The sequence below is a fragment of the Staphylococcus agnetis genome (assembly GCF_011466855.1).
Classification (GTDB): domain Bacteria; phylum Bacillota; class Bacilli; order Staphylococcales; family Staphylococcaceae; genus Staphylococcus; species Staphylococcus agnetis.
The window spans coordinates 1,365,787-1,382,242 of the sequence record NZ_CP045927.1 but is presented as its reverse complement, the minus strand read 5'-3'; the positions used below and the strand labels follow the sequence as shown (position 1 = coordinate 1,382,242).

The window sequence follows — 16,456 nt, the reverse complement described above, 5'->3', positions numbered from 1 at the left end:
AATGTAGGAAAAATAAACTACCTTCAATATTCATTCTTTAATGAATATTGAAGGCTATTTTTTGAGGTTAGGTTATCCTTATATTTTATAAAGTTTTAATACAACGTTGATGTTGTGATTTTGTTTCATTTTGTTTGTTACATTTTGATTTTTTTCGAATAAGACCTAATAGTGTTCCTACAACTGCTGCACCACCTAAAACTGCAAGCGTTTTTGGCTTAACAAATTCTTTAAAAGCAAGGGTTAAATTTTGTGGACGTTCCGCAAGTCTTCTCATAAAGTAACCAAACCAGTCATCGCCATATGGGACATAAATTGTAAAATGATATCCCTCTTTTGCAATTTGCTCAGCCAGTTCGGTTCTGAAACCGTAAAGCATTTGGAATTCAAATTTAGATTTATCAATATGGTGTTCTTCAGCAAAAGCTTTAACATGATTAATAATATTATGGTCATGTGTTGCAATAGAAGTGAAGTTTTTAGCTTGTAATAAACGTTTTTCGATTAATCGTATGTAATTTTGATCGATTTCATCTTTTGTTTGATAAGCAATATGTGGTGATTCTTTATAAGCGCCTTTCACTAAGCGTAAGCGCAAATCAGGATATTTATCTAATAGAACATCAGCCTTAAATAAATAAGCTTGTATTACTGTTCCTACATTGGTAAATTCGCTTTTTAAGCGATCTAAAGTTTGTGTGACATCAAATAAGCTATCATATTTTTCAGTATCGAAATTAATGTGCATATTATTATAAGACTTTGCAGTATTAACAATTTCGTATACATTGTCATAGGCTAAAGCACGATCGAATTCAATGCCTAGTTGACTTAACTTAATCGACATATGTGCGTCAAGATTATTTTCATGAAGGACTTTCATCACTTCTAAAATTTCATTTTTGGCATCTATCGCTTCTTGGCGGTTATGAACAAATTCTCCAAGGATGTCTACCGTACCAGCGATGTTTTTTTCATTTAACCGTTTGATTGTTCTAACAATATCAGGTAATTGGTTTCCAGCTACAACTTTATTGGCCCCAAGAGAAGGTCCTACTTTTTTAGCAGTCGTATTTAAAAATGTATTGTTAGATAATGCGATAAAAAAATTCTTAACTAAACCCATGTTTATTCCTCCCCATGTCTTTGCATTGCTATTAGTGATAGTGTATCACGATTATATAGAGGAAGAAAACGGTTTCAGCTAAAAGTTTTTAGAATTTAATGAAAAAAGACATCTTTAAAGACATCTTAGCTTCATTTACCAAACCATTATCGCCAATAAGAAAATGGGTTAGGGAATGCGTATAAGGGTAGCACAAAAACTCGAGATGCTATTAGTATTATGATTGTGTGAGTTGCATGTTGGCATCTATAGGTTCCGCTAAGGCTGCTGAAAGTATAGGGAGGTTAAAAATAATGAAAAAACTAAGCATACATTTTAGCAAAAATTTCATTTATTAACTCCTTTATAGTTCGACTTACTTGAACCATATCACAATGCTTTTAATGTCTTGCGAAAATATTGTAAAGGTTCGTTAAAGTTTTCTGTTTGTTAAATTCGTGTAAATATTACACTTATAAACTTAACGATATCTTTAAAAATAATTCGTATTAGCCATGTTAAAATAGTATTAAGCATAATTAAGGGAGTTTTGAAATGTTTAGAGATTTAGTATTTTACACATTAGGAACTGAGCTAGATACGTTTTTTCAATATTTCATATTTGAACTTATATTATTAACACTCGTTGGATTAGCGATAGTCTTGATTACAAAAAAATTATGGATGGCCATAGCTATAATTGTTGCATTAAATCTTGTTGATACCGCAATAGTAGGGAACTTCAATGCGACGCAAGGACAAGGCACTTTAATAGGACAATTTTTCTTAATGATAGTTGCTAAATTCTTCCCTACATTTTATGAGGTATTATTAGTTGTGTTAATTTCGCGTATTCCATTTTTAAGACGCAAATTTAAGTTGGCATAAAATTGAATGAATCATGGTCACGTACGTTTAAGGTCAATCATAGACTTGAACGTACGTTTTGTATTTGATGGCGCATTTTGGCAAGAATTGATAAGATGAAAATAAAGATTTCTGAAACAGGAAGGAACAAATCGTATGTGGAAATGGGAAACAGAAAATGAAGCAAAAGGTGTCGTCGTTATAATACATAATATGCTAGAACATACTGGACGCTACGCTTATGTAATCACGCATTTACGTCGTAATGGATATCATGTCATTATGGGTGATTTGCCTGGACAAGGACAAAGTTCTCGCACAAAAAAAGGGCAAATTGAACATTTTGATGTGTACCAAGAACGTGTGCTAGAATGGGTCCAAATTGCTGAAGAATATCATTTGCCAACTTTTATTATTGGAGTAGGATTGGGCGGTCTTATAGCGGTCAATGTACTAGAAAAATTTGAATTGCATTTAGAGGGGCTTGTCTTACTTTCTCCATTATTTGCATTTCATCAAACCAATCAAACGAGAAAACATATGGTAACGTCACATATTGGTGATGTGTCTAAAAGCGCTAAATTTGAGTTAGGATTTAATATTGAAACTTTAACGACTAATCCAGAAGTTCAAGAAGAAACAGCTAAAGATGCCTTAATGCTCAAAAAAGTGAGCTACCATTGGTATAAACAAGTCGTTCAGGCGATGAAAAAAACACTAGACCATTTGAATCAGCTACCCAAAATGCCTCTATGTGTAATGTATGGTACGCATGATACGTTGTCGGATGTAACCGTTACACAACAGGTAATACGTCAATGTATGTGTGATGAAATGTACTACAAAGCATGGCCTGAGATGGTACATGAAATCCATAATGAACCAGAGCGTGAAGCTGTGATGCGTTATGTATTAAGTTTTTTAAATAATCGGGTATATGCTGCGGGTTTTGTTGTTGAAGATCAAGAAACGTTATAAGTGACATGCTTATGACAATCATATGTAAAATATTGCATGCAAATAGAATTCGTGGTAAATTAATAATGTGAAAAATATCACATAAAACATAATTGATTAAAGGACTTCGTAGATAGGAGCGTGTCAGTATGTCAAAAAAAGGTAACAAAGTTGTTTTAGTAGGTAATGGTGCAGTAGGTGCTAGTTACGCATTTACTATGGTAAGTCAAGGTGTGGCAGATGAATTGCTCATCATTGATATTAATGAAGATAAAGTACGTGGTGACGTACTTGATTTAAACCATGGTGCACCTTATGCAATGTCTCCAGTAAAAGTAAAAGCAGGTAAATATGAGGATTGTGGCGATGCAGATTTAATCGTAATTTGTGCAGGGGCACCTCAAAAAGTTGGAGAAACGCGTCTTGATTTAGTTGAAAAAAATGCAAAGATATATAAAGGTATTATTACTTCTATTATGGACAGTGGTTTTGATGGTATCTTCTTAATTGCAGCGAACCCTGTAGATATTTTAACGTATGTAACTTTAAAATATTCTGGTTTACCTAAACATAAAGTTATTGGTTCAGGTACGATTTTAGATACAGCACGTTTCAAACATCTTTTAAGTGAGGCATTTGATGTAGCACCTTCAAGTGTACATGCTAATATTATTGGTGAACATGGTGACTCTGAAGTACCGGTATGGTCTAGTGCAACAATTGCAGGCGTATCATTATATGATGAATTGAAAAAAGATCCAGAAAAAAGTCATCTCATTGAAGACATTTATGTTCAAACACGTGATGCTGCGTATGACATTATTAAAGCAAAAGGTGCGACATATTATGGTGTTGCAATGGGATTAATGCATATTTCTAAAGCGATTTTACGCAATCAAAATGTTGTTTTAACTGTTTCAAGTTATCTTGAAGGTGAATACGGTCATGAAGGCGTATATACAGGTGTACCTACACTAATCAATGGTGAAGGTGCTGTGAAAATTATTGAAACACCTTTAAATGATGATGAAAAAGAAAAATTCGCGAAATCGTGTAAAGTGTTAAAAGACATGCAAGATTCTATTGAATATTTATTCGAATAATGCTTTAGTGAATATTAAATAATAAGGACATAAGTTCATAGTTTGATGAATTCATATGATTAAGCTTTTCATGATTAGGGTACACATATCATAATGAATAATGTATCAATTATAAAGGATAATCTATAATGGAGGCTTAATCATGGTAAAAAAATCAAAATATGATGTAAGTGATATCGTTCTTTTGGATAATCTACAAAAGCAAGTTGAAGCTATCTTTGATGAAATTGATAAGCAATTTGATTTATCAAAAGAAGAATTTCTGATTCTACTCACATTGTGGGATAAAGGTTCAATGACGCTCAAAGACATGGACAAATACGTTAAAGTAAAAGCTTATAAACGAACAAGAACGTTTAACAATTTAGTAGAAAAGAAATGGATTGTTAAAGAACGCCCTTCAGATGATGAACGCACTGTGATTATCCACTTTAATGAGAACAAAGCACAAAATAAACAAGAATTAATTGATTTTACATGTTCTGCCATTGAAAAACGACAAGACAATTTAACAAATCAACTTCATTCCATAATAAATGGATGCGAATTATAACCCGTAGTATGCGGAAACGGAAAATACGTATCTCATAGTAAAGAATTCGCATGAGTTTGTGTTAACTTAAAAGAATTAACGGAAGTGAGACCTAATCTCACTTCCGTTTTTCTATACCTATAATGTAAGGTGGATGATTTTGTTGATTGATAAATTCATATTTAATAACGTGTGCGATGGTTTGATCTAATTGTTCAAAGTAAGCATTTAACTGCTTGCTTTCTTCAAAACCTTCAGGATGTCCTGGGTAGATGGCGAAAACAATGATGCCCTCTGGACGCAACTGTTTGAATATGCTTTCAAATGCGTTAATAGTAGTTGTTGCATGTGTAACGATGGTTTTATCTCCTTTAGGTAAATAGCCTAAATTGAATAACGCTGCGCTAACTTTATGTTGATGGGATGTCTCCATATGCTCAGTGATAAGTTCATGACCAGTATGAATGACGGAAACGTTTGAATATGATGACACTCTTTGACGCGTATTTTCAATTGCTTGAGGTTGTATATCGCATGCATAAACATGTCCTTCCGGAACACATTGTGCTAGAAACTCTGTATCATAGCCATTGCCACATGTACCATCTATGACGACACTGTCTTTTTGGACATGTGACATAATTAATGACTTTGCAAAGGGTAAGACACGTGGAACTATCATCTAATAACCTTCCCATTAGCTTTAAATTTTTGACCTTGCACAGTATTTCTACGTTCTAATTCAGCGTCAATTTCATTTAAAACTTCCCATTTATTTACACTCCACATCGGACCTACCATTAAATCAATAGGACCATCACCTGTAATTCGGTGTACAATCATAGACGGTGGTATAATTTCTAGTTGATCGCAAACTAAGTTAATATATTCTTCTTTAGTCATAAATTGTAAGTGTCCCTTTTCATATTGTTTTACCATCGGTGTGCCTTTTAATAAATGAAGTAAATGTATTTTGATACCTTGAACATCCATATGCGAAACGACGCGTGCGGTTTCCATCATCATGTCATAATTTTCACCAGGTAAGCCATTTATAATATGGCTGCATACATTAATATTGTGCTGTCTCAGCTTTTTAACACCTTCTTCATAACACGCCATGTCATGTGCGCGATTGATAAGGTCTGAGGTTTCTTGATGAACGGTTTGAAGACCAAGTTCGACCCACAAATAGGTGCGTTTGTTAAGTTCAGCTAAATATTCCACAACATCATCAGGTAAACAATCTGGACGCGTTCCAATCGAAAGCCCAACTACACCTTCTTCATTTAATGCAGCTTCAAATTTTTCGCGTAAAACATGTACGGGTGCATGCGTATTTGTAAAAGCTTGAAAATAGGCAATATATTGACCCTCATGCCACTTTTCATGCATCTGGTCTTTGACTTTTTGGAATTGAACATGAATTGCATCAGCACGATTTCCAGCAAAATCACCACTCCCAGCGGCTGAACAAAATGTACATCCCCCATGTGCAACGGTACCATCTCGGTTAGGGCAATCAAAACCACCATCTAATGCGACCTTGAAAATTTTTTGACCAAAGTGTTGCTTAAGGTGATAATTTAGCGTATGATACCTTTTGTTTTCAAAAGCGTAGGGAAAGTATTTACCCATTTGGTGAAACTTCCTTTCTATATACAATGTATTTCAAGATTTTAACATATTTTACGTTGGACGTGTTATAGTGAAAAAATAAAGACAAAGAAATAAAGAGGTGTCGCACATATGAAAATGCCGAAAGAAATTTGGTGGCTTGTGATAGGGATGGCTATTAATATCACAGGTGCCAGTTTTTTATGGCCATTAAATACAATCTATATGAATGAAGTTTTAGGGAAGTCTTTAAGTACTGCGGGGATTGTATTAATGGTAAATGCTTTTGGTATGGTCGCTGGTAATTTAATAGGGGGTTCATTATTTGATCGTTTAGGTGGATACAAAACGATTATGCTAGGGACGTGGATAAGTTTATTCGCAACTGCTGGATTGAACTTTTTTCATGGGTGGCCATGGTATGCGCTGTGGTTGATTATTTTAGGATTTGGTGGTGGCATGATTATTCCTGCAATTTATGCAATGGCTGGTGCTGTATGGCCGCGTGGTGGTCGTCAAACATTTAACGCGATATATTTAGCACAAAATATAGGCGTTGCTGTAGGCGCTGCGTTAAGTGGATTTGTAGCTGAACTAAGTTTTAATTATATCTTTTTAGCGAATCTCATGATGTACGTAATATTTTTTGTTGTAGCCATGTTTAACTTTAAAATGGAATATCATGCGACCGTTAAAACTGCGGAAACGCTAGAGGGTATGACGCATGTGCAAAATAAAAAACATTTCAATGCATTAATTTTACTATGTGTCATGTTTGCAATCTGTTGGATAGCTTACGTACAGTGGCAAACGACAATAGCTTCATTCACTCAAGAAATTGGAATTTCAATGAGTCAGTATAGCTTATTGTGGACAATTAATGGTTTGCTTATTCTGTTAGGGCAACCTTTAATCACACCTATTATTCATATTCTTAAAGGTCAGCTTAAAAAGCAACTTTATGTGGGCGTATGCGTATTTATTATTTCATTTTTTGTCACTAGCTTTGCGCAAAGTTTTACAATGTTTATTGTTGGAATGGTGATATTAACATTTGCTGAAATGTTTGTGTGGCCAGCAGTACCTACAATTGCAAATACCTTGTCTCCTAAAGGTAGAGAAGGCGTATATCAAGGGATAGTTAACTCTGCATCTACTGTTGGCAAAGCTTTTGGACCATTAATTGGTGGTATACTCGTAGATGTATTTAATATGCAAGTGATGTTTTTATTTATGATAGGCTTGTTAATGATTTCTATTGGTTTTATCTCTATATTTGATAGACGTATTGACAAGAAAATGTTATACCGTTAAGTATCGTTATTAGCTTGCATAATCGTAATAAATTTCATATGATAGTATTAAATCATATGAGAAGCACGTCTCAACAAGTTATTGTATCTTGCTTCGATGAACACAAGGATTTGTTTTACGCTAATAAAATAAATCAAGGAGTAGTAATTCATTGGTATTTCTACAGAGAGTTAGTGGTGCTGAAAACTAACGTTATACGATGAATGAACTTGCCGTATATCAAATATAATTTAATGACATCTCAATCCATTATGTAATGAAGCGCACACAAGTGAACGAGGGTGGTACCGCGGTGAAAATCGTCCCTTTTTTATAAAAACATAATTGGTTGAGGTGTTTTTTTAATTAGGAGGAATTGTCGTGAATTTTAATCATCAAGAAATTGAGAAAAAGTGGCAGAACTATTGGCTCGAAAATAAAACATTTAAAACTGAAGATCATTTAGGTCAAAAGAAATTTTATGCACTTGACATGTTTCCATATCCATCAGGCGCAGGTTTACATGTAGGTCATCCGGAAGGGTATACGGCTACAGATATTATTTCTAGATATAAACGTATGCAAGGGTACAATGTTTTGCATCCAATGGGATGGGACGCATTTGGCTTACCAGCTGAACAATACGCTTTAGATACAGGTAACAGTCCTGCAGAATTTACAAAAAGAAATATTCAAACATTTAAACGTCAAATTCAAGAACTAGGTTTTAGTTATGACTGGGATCGTGAAGTTAGCACAACGGACCCCGATTACTATAAATGGACACAATGGATTTTCATTCAATTATATAAAAAAGGTTTAGCTTATATTGATGAGATTCCAGTAAACTGGTGTGAAGCATTAGGCACGGTTTTATCAAATGAAGAGGTTGTAGATGGCGTGTCAGAACGCGGTGGACACCCGGTTGTTCGTCGTCCTATGAAACAATGGGTTTTAAAAATTACTGCCTATGCAGATCGACTATTAGAAGATTTAGAAACGTTAGATTGGCCAGAATCAATTAAAGACATGCAACGTAATTGGATAGGTCGTTCTGAGGGAGCTAAAGTCTCATTTAAAGTTGAGCAAAGTGAAGACAAGATTGACGTCTTTACAACACGCCCAGACACTATTTACGGAGCAACATTTTTAGTACTTAGTCCTGAGCATACATTAGTAAATCAAATTACTACGCCAGAACATCTTGATACAATAACACGATATCAACAAGAAGCGGCTAAAAAATCAGATTTAGAACGTACGGATTTGGCTAAAGAAAAAACAGGTGTATTTACTGGTGCTTATGCACTTCACCCTTTATCAGGCGAGCGTATACCAATTTGGATTGCTGATTATGTATTATCGACTTATGGCACAGGCGCTGTTATGGCTGTTCCAGGTCATGATGAACGTGATTTTGAATTTGCGCAAACGTTTGATTTACCTGTCAAATATGTTATCGAAGGTGAACTAACGAATGGTGTTTATAGTGGCGACGGTAGCCACGTTCATTCGAATGAATTAAATGGTTTAAATAATAAAGATGCAATGTCAAAAGCGATCGCATTGTTAGAAGCTAAAGGTTTAGGTGAGAAAAAAGTTAACTATAAATTACGTGACTGGTTGTTCAGCCGCCAACGATACTGGGGTGAACCAATTCCAATAATTCATTGGGAAGACGGTTCTATCACAACGGTTCCTGAAAGCGAATTACCATTACTTCTTCCTAAAACGGATGAAATTAAACCATCTGGTACTGGTGAATCTCCTTTAGCGAATATCGAATCGTTTGTCAATGTGGTCGACCCTGAGACAGGTATGAAAGGTCGACGTGAAACGAATACGATGCCACAATGGGCAGGTAGCTGTTGGTACTACTTACGTTATATTGACCCTAAAAATGACCAAATGTTAGCAGACCCTGAAAAATTAAAACATTGGCTACCTGTTGATTTGTATATCGGTGGCGTAGAACATGCAGTGTTACACTTATTATATGCTCGTTTTTGGCATAAAGTGCTTTATGATATTGGTGTTGTACCTACAAAAGAACCTTTCCAAAAATTATTCAATCAGGGGATGATTCTTGGTGAAGGTAATGAAAAAATGAGTAAATCAAAAGGAAATGTCGTAAATCCTGATGACATCGTTGCATCACATGGCGCTGACACGTTACGTTTATATGAAATGTTTATGGGTCCATTAGACGCATCTATTGCTTGGAGCGAAAATGGGCTTGATGGTTCAAGACGATTTTTAGATCGTATTTGGCGTTTACTGGTAACTGATCAACATCAATTGAGCGCAAAAGTAGTGAATGAAGAGAGGCCTGAATTACAAAAATCGTATCATCAAACTGTGAAAAAAGTGACAGAAGACTTTGAAACGTTGAATTTTAATACAGCGATCAGTCAATTAATGGTATTTATCAATGATTGTTATAAGGCTGACAAAATAAATAAATCTTATATTGAAGGATTTGTTAAAATGTTAGCGCCAATTGCGCCTCATTTAGGTGAAGAATTGTGGTCAATTTTAGGGCATGAAAGTACCATCACATATCAACCTTGGCCAAGTTATGATGAGCAATTACTTGAAGGTGATATGGTTGAAATTGTTGTCCAAGTCAACGGTAAAGTTCGTGCTAAATTAGAAATTTCTAAAAATGCAACAAAAGAAGAAATGGAACAAATAGCACTTGATAATGAAAACATAAAAGGTGCGATAGAGGGTAAAGAGATTAAGAAAGTGATTGCGGTTCCTCAAAAACTTGTCAATATTGTAGCGAAATAGATAGATGAAAGGATGTTCAGAAATGAAAGAAATAACGACTGACGAGTTAAAATCTTTACTATTAAGCCATGATGTTGTGAACGTAATTGATGTGCGTGAAGACGAAGAAGTAACTATGGGAATGATTCCCAATGCGAAACATATCCCTATGAACGACATTCCAAACCACATCAACGATTTTAATAATGAAGAAACGTATTATATTGTTTGTGCTGGTGGTGTGCGTAGTGCGAAGGTAGCAGAATATTTGCTCGATCATCATATCGATGCGGTTAATATTGAAGGCGGTATGAAAGCATGGGGTAGTGAAGGATTAGAATTTAAACGTATTTAATATTAAAGACGTGGGAATCAATGCGATTCACCACGTCTTTTATTAAATCGTATGATAGCCGGCATAATACCCTGCGACATAACCGGTTACAAGTGCACTCGTAATGTTATAGCCACCTGTATACCCATGGATGTCTAATACTTCTCCGCAAAAGAAGAGGCCAGGTGTCAATTTTGACGCCATAGTAGCAGGTACAATTTCTTTAATGGATACACCGCCGCCAGTAACAAAGGCTTTGTCAATTGAAAGTGTCCCGTTGACTTTAAAAGTAAAGTTTTTTAACAGATGGACCAATTGATTCAACTGTTGTAATGTTAAATGATGATAGGTCGTATCTAGTTGAATATCAGCTTGTGATAACATGAAATTCAAGTATCGTTCTTCGATTAAGCCATGTAAACTATTCTTTATAATTTTATCCGGTGCTGATTGGAGTAATGCCTTAACTTTTTCTCTAAGTTCAGTTTCATTCATTTCCGGAAAAACATCAAGGTGCATGTCAATTGAAGGTTGTTTTTGTTGTTTTTGTTCGTAGTAAACAAATTGACTACATCTTAATGCAGCCGGACCGCTAATACCAAAATGTGTAAAAATCATATCCATTTGATGTGTAATGCGTTTTTTTCCATTTTTCTTAAGTACGGATAATGCAACGTTTTTCAAGCTCAATCCTTTAAGTGTCTCTGCTTTAATAAATGATGCGCTAGATTTAATAGGCACTTCAGTAGGGAAAAGATCCGTAATTGTGTGATGGAACATTTTTGCAAATCGATAGCCATCACCAGTTGATCCCGTCTGAGGAACACTAGTGCCGCCTGTTGCAATAATTAATGATTTGGCGAGGTAAGTACGTTGATCGTCTGTAACGACTTCGAATAATTGTTGATCGTTTTTTGAAGTTGAAACCACCGTTGTTACTTCTTTAATTTCAACACGTTGTTGTTTTAGTGTAGTGACAAGCGCTTGTAACACATCTTCAGATTTGTTGCTAGCAGGGAACATTCTACCATGGTCTTCTTCCTTTAATGGAACGCCTTTAGATTCAAAAAAGGTGATAATTGACTCATTATCAAAAATGGAAAAAGGACTATATAAAAATTTCCCATTTCCTGGAATATGTTTAATAATTTCATTATAAGGTAGGCGATTTGTAACGTTACAACGTCCGCCGCCAGATATTTTTAATTTACGACCGAGACCTTTTTTCTTTTCTAATAATAATACGCGTTGTCCTTGTTCGCTTGCTGAAATAGCTGCCATTAAGCCACTTGGGCCACCGCCAATGACAATAGTTTGGTAACACATAGTATGAATTCTCCTTGTTCTTGATATAACGATTTTAACATAATACGTTTACGTGTATAATAACCATATTGTGTTATAATTTATTTTTGAAATTAGTACGTTAGGTAGGTTGAACTATGAGTGAAAATAAAGAATTAGTCAGAGGGACCTTTCTTCTAACAGTAAGCATACTTATCACTAAAATTTTAGGAATCATTTACATTATTCCTTTTTACAAAATTATAGGTGGCGCTGATAATTTAGCACCTTTTAACTATGCTTACGGTCCTTATAATATTGCGATTGCAGTAGCTACTGCAGGGGTTCCTCTTGCTGCATCGAAATATGTTGCCAAATATAATACGATTGGTGCATATCGTGTAAGTCAAAAATTATATAAATCAAGTTTTATTGTAATGAGTATTACAGGTATTTTAGGGTTTATTATTTTATATTTGCTGTCTCCAACAATTGCATCTATTACAATCGCTAACAATACAAATGATGCTGATGGTTGGACAGTGGCAGAAATCACTTCAATTATTCGTACAATTAGTTTTGTGGTTATTTTTATTCCGTTACTTGCGACTTGGAGAGGGGTATTTCAAGGATATAAATCAATGGGACCTACTGCACTCTCAGAAGTAACTGAACAAATCGCACGAATTCTCTTTATATTAATTGGAAGTTATATTGTTTTAAATGTCGCGCAAGGGTCAGTTCTATTTGCAAATGGCATCGCAACCTTTGGAGCTGCAATTGGGGCCATCGCGGGATTATTAACGCTTTGGTGGTATTGGATTAAACGACGTCCTCATATTCAAAAGATGGTAGAATCTGATACAACGGGCATTGATGTCTCTTACGGTAAAATGTATAAAGAAATTATCTCTTATAGTATTCCGTTTGTTATCGTTAGCTTGAATTTCCCGTTATTTATAATTGTGGATCAGCTTACACATAATAATGCGTTAAATATGGCTGGATTTGCACCACGACTACAAGATATGTTCTTTACGATGTTAAATATGACGACGAATAAAATTGTGATGATACCCACATCGTTAGCTGCTGGTTTTGCCATTAGTTTAATCCCTTACATTACAAAAACCTATGAATCTGGGGACTATATAGAAATGCATAAGCAAATTCGTACGTCATTAGGTGTATTAATGTTTATTACCGTCCCTGCAAGTTTAGGTATCATGGCGTTAGCGACACCCCTTTATACCGTTTTTTATGAGTTCAGTTATGACGGCAGTAGATTATTGTTTTATTATGCACCTGCTGCGATATTAATTTCCTTACTCAGCGTGACAGCTTCTATGTTACAAGGGATTGATAAGCAAAAGCTCACTGTATTTATTGTAGTTGGCTCTGTCATTATTAAGTTCGTATTAAATACACCGCTCATCTTTTTAATGCATACTGCTGGTGCGATATTGAGTACATGCCTTGCATTAACGTTTGCGATAGTTTGTAACTTAATCGTGCTGAAGAAATATGCTAAGTTCAAATTTGAAGACACTATTTTCGACGTATGTCGAATATTATTAGTAGGATTTATGATGATGATCGGTGTTGAAATCACATATTTCATACTTCAATTATTTATTTCACCAGCGTCTCAAATCGGTGCATTATTGATTACAACTATGTGTGTGATTGTCGGTGGATTGATATATGGTTCTATAACGATGCGTACACGATTAGCGGATAAGTTTTTAGGTGAATTACCAAATAAAATACGCCGTAAGTTAGGATTGAGCTTTTTATAATGAGAATCGATAAATTTTTATCTCAAATGGGAATAGGTACACGTACTGAAGTCAAAGCGTTGATAAAAAAAGGATTTGTCCAACAAAATGACCAAGTCATAAAGTCAGCTAAAATAAAAATTAATCCACATACAGATGTCATTAAAGTACACGATGAGGTGATACATTATGAACCCTATGTTTATATCATGTTGCATAAACCTCAAAATGTAATTTCAGCAACTGAGGATGACGACCATGTAACGGTTATTGATTTAATTAAAGAGTACGCACATTTAGATTTATTTCCTGTTGGTCGTTTAGATAAAGATACTGAAGGACTATTACTAATTACAAACGATGGCCAATTTAATCATAAATTGATGAATCCCAATCAACATGTACCGAAAACCTACTTTGTAAAAACTAAATATCCGATTCAGCAAAAGGATGTTGAGGTGTTTAAAAAAGGCGTTACGTTAAAAGAAGGGGTATTAAAACCTGCAACCCTTGAAATTTTAAATCCTTTTGAAGCGTTAATGACGATTTCAGAAGGAAAATTTCATCAAATTAAGCGTATGTTTCATAGTGTGGATAATGAAGTGATCTATCTCAAACGTGTAAAAATAGCAAACTTGTTTTTAGATGAATCTTTAGAGCCTGGCGGATATAGAAAATTAACTTTAAGTGATTTCGAAGCTTTAGGATTAAAAGATAAATCCATCTAAAAATGTATTTTAAATGTTTGATATCGTTAGAGGTGGGTATGGTATAGTTAGAATTTAAAGAGGTGATTAAAATGGCGAAGTCAACTAATTTACTAAGAGCAATCATCGGTATCGGTGGTGCAGCATTAGCGGTTGTGTTATCAAAAAAGCAAAATCGCGATGTATTGAAACAAGAAATTGATAAATATAAAGAAGATCCTGAAAGCTATAAACAAAATGCGCGTGAAAAAGTTACGCAAGTCAGTTCTTTAGCTACTGAAGAATTTAACAAAGTTAAAGCAGATCCGAAAGCTTATATGAATGAAGCAAAGCAAGACCCTAAAGCATTTTTTAATCAAAAAAAGGATCAGTTTTCTCAAAGTGGTTACGTTTCTCATGATAGTAAAAGAGAAGCGGCATTTGATGACGAAGGTGGCGGTGACCCTTCTAACAATTTGCGTGTCGTGACTGAAGAAGATTTAAAATCTAATAAAAATAACGGCTCTCATTAATCAGTTAACCTACAACTAGGACGCATATAGATGTCCTAGTTTTTTTACGTCTTTTTTTAATATCGTAAGTGTCGCTAACGATATTGTTTTCAGAAAAATTAAAATAATATTAGGGGTTCTACTGTTGTTTATAACTTAAATCATGTAAAATAGGACTCATAATACATAAAAGGAAGATGATCACATGTGGAGAGATAAAGTACGTGAATATGAATCAGAAATCGTAGAAGATTTAAAGGGATTACTTGCTATTAAATCTGTACGTGATGATGCGCATGCAACGGATGAAGCGCCTGTGGGACCTGGTCCAAGGGAAGCATTAGATTATATGTATAGCTTAGCTGAACGTGACGGCTTTACAACATTTGATGTAGATCACATTGCAGGGCGCATCGAAGTAGGTAAAGGTGATGATTTATTTGGTATTTTAGGACATGTGGATGTCGTACCTGCTGGAGATGGGTGGGCATCTGATCCATTTGAACCTGTTGTTACTGAAGATAAAATTATTGCTAGAGGGACATTAGATGATAAAGGTCCTACAATTGCTGCTTATTATGCAGTTAAAATTTTAAACGATATGAAAGTGGATTGGAAAAAACGCATTCATATCATTTTAGGCACAGATGAAGAATCCGATTGGTTATGTACAGAACGTTATTTTAAAACTGAAGAAATGCCGACAATAGGAATTGCACCTGATGCGGAATTCCCACTTATCCATGGTGAAAAAGGAATAACTACATTTGATATTCAACAAACTCAACTTTCGTCTGATGATGATGAACCTGAAGTGGAGTTATTAAGTTTTATATCTGGCGAGCGCTATAATATGGTACCAGATTATGCTGAAGCAAACTTGTTGGTAAAAGAAAATATGACCGACTGTATTCAACAATTTGAAGCATATCTTTCACAGCATCATTTAAAAGGTAATCATGAAGTAGATAGTGGCGTATTAAAACTTACAATGGAAGGTAAAGCTGTACATGGAATGGATCCTTCAATTGGTATTAATGCGGGCTTGCATTTAATACATTTTATCAATTCGTTAACATTAGACCTCAATGCAAAAAATTGGGCTAGTTTTAGTGACCGTTATTTATATGAATCTCATTTTGGAGAAAAAATGGGAATGCGTTTCCACACAGAGGCAATGGGCAGTCTAACAACTAATATTGGTGTGATTCAATATACTAAGGCCTCTGGTGGACAATTTGGAATTAATTTAAGATATCCTGAAGGTTTTGATTTCGAGGTAGCCATTCATAAATTTGAGAACGAAATCGCGCAACAAGGATTTTCAATCAATGTTGGAAAGATACAAACACCACACTTTGTGGATCCTAAAGATCCATTTGTTCAAAAATTATTAACAGCATATCGCAATCAAACTGGCGACTTACGTGAATCCTTCACGATTGGTGGAGGAACTTATGCACGAAACCTTGAAAAAGGTGTGGCATTTGGTGCGATGTTTGAAGACTCAGAGGATTTAATGCATCAAAAAAATGAATACATTAGTAAGAAACAACTATTTGACGCTACAAGTATCTATTTAGAAGCAATTTATTCAATTTGCGTGGAGGGATAAT

The 16,456-nt window shown here is 34.9% G+C and carries 15 protein-coding genes; 11 read left to right on the top strand and 4 right to left on the bottom strand.

What is annotated here, in order from left to right; all coding sequences use genetic code 11:
* Positions 1-85: 85 nt before the first annotated feature.
* Positions 86-1,126, bottom strand: coding sequence for a proline dehydrogenase family protein (locus tag GJE18_RS06820; RefSeq protein ID WP_060551287.1), 1,041 nt, complete (start codon positions 1,124-1,126; stop codon positions 86-88).
* Positions 1,127-1,660: 534 nt separating this feature from the next.
* Here GJE18_RS06820 and GJE18_RS06815 point away from each other — a divergent pair.
* The 4 genes from GJE18_RS06815 (at position 1,661) to GJE18_RS06800 (ending at position 4,585) form a co-directional block, all read left to right on the top strand.
* Positions 1,661-1,993: a hypothetical protein gene (locus tag GJE18_RS06815; RefSeq protein ID WP_165886108.1), complete on the top strand. Its 333-nt coding sequence runs from the start codon at positions 1,661-1,663 to the stop codon at positions 1,991-1,993.
* A gap of 135 nt (positions 1,994-2,128) precedes the next feature.
* The gene (locus GJE18_RS06810) at positions 2,129-2,950 is read left to right on the top strand and encodes an alpha/beta fold hydrolase (protein ID WP_060551285.1); all 822 of its coding nucleotides are present in this window, start codon (positions 2,129-2,131) and stop codon (positions 2,948-2,950) included.
* Between the two features lie 128 nt (positions 2,951-3,078).
* Entirely contained in the window at positions 3,079-4,032 is a 954-nt protein-coding gene (locus tag GJE18_RS06805) for an L-lactate dehydrogenase (protein ID WP_037565589.1), read from the top strand.
* A 142-nt stretch (positions 4,033-4,174) separates the two neighbouring features.
* On the top strand, positions 4,175-4,585 hold the full coding sequence (locus tag GJE18_RS06800) for a transcriptional regulator, SarA/Rot family (protein WP_060551284.1): 411 nt from the start codon (positions 4,175-4,177) through the stop codon (positions 4,583-4,585).
* Positions 4,586-4,682: 97 nt separating this feature from the next.
* On the opposite strand, the gene mnmM is transcribed toward GJE18_RS06800, so the two are convergent.
* Both mnmM and mnmL read right to left on the bottom strand, forming a co-directional pair.
* A complete protein-coding gene (mnmM, locus tag GJE18_RS06795) occupies positions 4,683-5,246 on the bottom strand; it encodes a tRNA 5-(aminomethyl)-2-thiouridylate-methyltransferase MnmM (RefSeq protein ID WP_060551283.1) in 564 nt (187 codons plus the stop codon).
* A complete protein-coding gene (gene mnmL / locus GJE18_RS06790) occupies positions 5,243-6,202 on the bottom strand; it encodes a tRNA modification radical SAM protein MnmL/YtqA (protein WP_107368794.1) in 960 nt (319 codons plus the stop codon). The genes mnmM and mnmL overlap by 4 nt, the downstream gene beginning before the upstream one ends.
* A 111-nt stretch (positions 6,203-6,313) precedes the next feature.
* Between mnmL and GJE18_RS06785 the strand changes: the two genes are divergently transcribed.
* The 3 genes from GJE18_RS06785 to GJE18_RS06775 all read left to right on the top strand — a co-directional run bounded on the left by GJE18_RS06785 (position 6,314) and on the right by GJE18_RS06775 (position 10,601).
* Positions 6,314-7,495, top strand: coding sequence for an MDR family MFS transporter (locus tag GJE18_RS06785; RefSeq protein WP_107368795.1), 1,182 nt, complete (start codon positions 6,314-6,316; stop codon positions 7,493-7,495).
* A 360-nt stretch (positions 7,496-7,855) separates the two neighbouring features.
* Positions 7,856-10,267, top strand: coding sequence for a leucine--tRNA ligase (gene leuS / locus GJE18_RS06780; RefSeq protein WP_107368796.1), 2,412 nt, complete (start codon positions 7,856-7,858; stop codon positions 10,265-10,267).
* 22 nt (positions 10,268-10,289) lie between these two features.
* Positions 10,290-10,601 (top strand): rhodanese-like domain-containing protein, encoded by a 312-nt coding sequence (locus GJE18_RS06775; RefSeq protein ID WP_037565581.1) that lies wholly within the window; start codon positions 10,290-10,292, stop codon positions 10,599-10,601.
* A gap of 42 nt (positions 10,602-10,643) precedes the next feature.
* Here the strand turns inward: GJE18_RS06775 and GJE18_RS06770 are convergent, their stop codons facing one another.
* The gene (locus GJE18_RS06770; RefSeq protein ID WP_165886107.1) at positions 10,644-11,906 is read right to left on the bottom strand and encodes a BaiN/RdsA family NAD(P)/FAD-dependent oxidoreductase; all 1,263 of its coding nucleotides are present in this window, start codon (positions 11,904-11,906) and stop codon (positions 10,644-10,646) included.
* A gap of 116 nt (positions 11,907-12,022) precedes the next feature.
* Here GJE18_RS06770 and GJE18_RS06765 point away from each other — a divergent pair, with 116 nt between their 5' ends.
* From GJE18_RS06765 to pepV, 4 genes are all read left to right on the top strand, one after another.
* Complete coding sequence (locus tag GJE18_RS06765) at positions 12,023-13,663, top strand: putative polysaccharide biosynthesis protein (RefSeq protein ID WP_107368798.1); 1,641 nt, start codon at positions 12,023-12,025, stop codon at positions 13,661-13,663.
* On the top strand, positions 13,663-14,370 hold the full coding sequence (locus GJE18_RS06760; RefSeq protein WP_060551277.1) for a pseudouridine synthase: 708 nt from the start codon (positions 13,663-13,665) through the stop codon (positions 14,368-14,370). The genes GJE18_RS06765 and GJE18_RS06760 overlap by 1 nt, the downstream gene beginning before the upstream one ends.
* 71 nt (positions 14,371-14,441) lie before the next feature.
* Positions 14,442-14,861, top strand: coding sequence for a YtxH domain-containing protein (locus GJE18_RS06755; RefSeq protein ID WP_060551276.1), 420 nt, complete (start codon positions 14,442-14,444; stop codon positions 14,859-14,861).
* Positions 14,862-15,045: 184 nt separating this feature from the next.
* The gene (gene pepV / locus GJE18_RS06750; protein WP_107368799.1) at positions 15,046-16,455 is read left to right on the top strand and encodes a dipeptidase PepV; all 1,410 of its coding nucleotides are present in this window, start codon (positions 15,046-15,048) and stop codon (positions 16,453-16,455) included.
* Position 16,456 lies beyond the last annotated feature (1 nt).

Coding starts and splice junctions, on each gene's coding strand:
- GJE18_RS06820 (WP_060551287.1), bottom strand. CDS start 1,126: ATGGGTTTAGTTAAGAATTTTTTTATCGCATTATCTAACAATACATTT.
- GJE18_RS06815 (WP_165886108.1), top strand. CDS start 1,661: ATGTTTAGAGATTTAGTATTTTACACATTAGGAACTGAGCTAGATACG.
- GJE18_RS06810 (WP_060551285.1), top strand. CDS start 2,129: ATGTGGAAATGGGAAACAGAAAATGAAGCAAAAGGTGTCGTCGTTATA.
- GJE18_RS06805 (WP_037565589.1), top strand. CDS start 3,079: ATGTCAAAAAAAGGTAACAAAGTTGTTTTAGTAGGTAATGGTGCAGTA.
- GJE18_RS06800 (WP_060551284.1), top strand. CDS start 4,175: ATGGTAAAAAAATCAAAATATGATGTAAGTGATATCGTTCTTTTGGAT.
- mnmM (WP_060551283.1), bottom strand. CDS start 5,246: ATGATAGTTCCACGTGTCTTACCCTTTGCAAAGTCATTAATTATGTCA.
- mnmL (WP_107368794.1), bottom strand. CDS start 6,202: ATGGGTAAATACTTTCCCTACGCTTTTGAAAACAAAAGGTATCATACG.
- GJE18_RS06785 (WP_107368795.1), top strand. CDS start 6,314: ATGAAAATGCCGAAAGAAATTTGGTGGCTTGTGATAGGGATGGCTATT.
- GJE18_RS06775 (WP_037565581.1), top strand. CDS start 10,290: ATGAAAGAAATAACGACTGACGAGTTAAAATCTTTACTATTAAGCCAT.
- GJE18_RS06770 (WP_165886107.1), bottom strand. CDS start 11,906: ATGTGTTACCAAACTATTGTCATTGGCGGTGGCCCAAGTGGCTTAATG.
- GJE18_RS06765 (WP_107368798.1), top strand. CDS start 12,023: ATGAGTGAAAATAAAGAATTAGTCAGAGGGACCTTTCTTCTAACAGTA.
- GJE18_RS06760 (WP_060551277.1), top strand. CDS start 13,663: ATGAGAATCGATAAATTTTTATCTCAAATGGGAATAGGTACACGTACT.
- GJE18_RS06755 (WP_060551276.1), top strand. CDS start 14,442: ATGGCGAAGTCAACTAATTTACTAAGAGCAATCATCGGTATCGGTGGT.
- pepV (WP_107368799.1), top strand. CDS start 15,046: ATGTGGAGAGATAAAGTACGTGAATATGAATCAGAAATCGTAGAAGAT.